The sequence below is a fragment of the Cobetia sp. genome (assembly GCF_983723665.1).
Map to the genome: position 1 here is coordinate 25,221 of NZ_CFDJES010000032.1, position 1,322 is coordinate 26,542.

A 1,322-nucleotide genomic window follows, 5' to 3' on the forward strand; every position below is an offset into this window, starting at 1 on the left:
CACATTGATTATCGTTTTATGGCAGTGCGAGTGAGAACTGTTTGGTGATTGCGTGTTCATACTCAGCACGAGGCCAGCAGGCGCGCGGGTCAGCCTCAATGGTGCTCGAAAGGCAATGTTGAATTTCCCTAACAGCGGCAGGTGACAATTTGTTGAATTCCTGCATTGCTGTTATCATGAACACTGTTTCCAAATTCAGGCTGACTGGCTATCTCCCTATGATTCGACAAAAAACACTCCAGAATACGATCCGCGCCACAGGCGTTGGTCTGCACTCAGGTGACAAGGTTTACCTGACGCTGCGTCCCGCTCCGGTCAACACCGGCATCGTCTTCATCCGTACCGATCTCGAGCCGCAGGCTCATATCCGTGCCGATGCGATGAGCGTCCGTGACACCACCATGTGCACCGCCGTCTCCAACGGTGAAGCCAAGGTGACGACCGTCGAGCACCTGATGTCCGCCTTCGCAGGCCTGGGCATCGACAACTGCTTCGTCGAGCTGTCCGCGCCGGAAGTGCCGATAATGGACGGCAGCGCCGGTCCGTTCGTCTTCCTGATCCAGTCCGCTGGTATCCAGGAGCAGTCATCGCTCAAGAAGTTCATCCGCATCAAGCGCGAGATCGAAGTGCGTGATGGTGACAAGGTCGCGACCTTCCTGCCGCACAACGGCTTCAAGGTGTCCTTCGCCATCGACTTCGATCACCCTGTGTTCGAGCAGCAGAAGCAGACCACCACGGTCGACTTCTCTACCACCTCCTTCGTCAAGGAAGTGTCCCGCGCGCGTACCTTCGGTTTCATGCGTGATCTCGAGTTCCTGCGCTCCCAGAACCTCGCGCTGGGCGGAAGCCTCGACAACGCCATCGTCGTCGATGACTATCGCATCCTCAACGATGAAGGCCTGCGTTACGACGATGAGTTCGTCAAGCACAAGGTGCTGGACGCCATCGGTGACCTCTATCAGCTGGGCCACAGCATCATCGGTGAGTTCCGAGGCTACAAGTCCGGTCATGGCCTCAACAACATGCTGTGCCGCGCGCTGCTGGAAAATGCCGACAGCTACGAGATCGTCACCTTCGAGAACTCCGATGCGATGCCGATTTCCTATGCCTCTCCGGCGCTTGCCGTCTGAGTCGAGGCCAATGACATCTGCGAAAGCTGCAAGACGAGGTATTTCAAAAGAAAAGCACTCAGAGAGACAGTACGAGCAGAACACTGTGACCTAGCCCGTCCAGCCTGACAGCACTGCTCCGGCCTTAGCCAGCCGGAGATGGAAACGACAACAGCCGCGCCGCCCTTCTGGGCGGCGCGGCTGTTTGCATGC

1 protein-coding gene is annotated in these 1,322 nt (G+C 57.2%); it reads left to right on the plus strand.

Features of this window, described 5'->3' with window-relative positions; genetic code table 11:
• Positions 1–218: 218 nt before the first annotated feature.
• The gene (gene lpxC, locus AC4FAH_RS05260; protein WP_054555085.1) at positions 219–1,130 is read left to right on the plus strand and encodes a UDP-3-O-acyl-N-acetylglucosamine deacetylase; all 912 of its coding nucleotides are present in this window, start codon (positions 219–221) and stop codon (positions 1,128–1,130) included.
• The last annotated feature ends 192 nt before the right edge of the window (positions 1,131–1,322 follow it).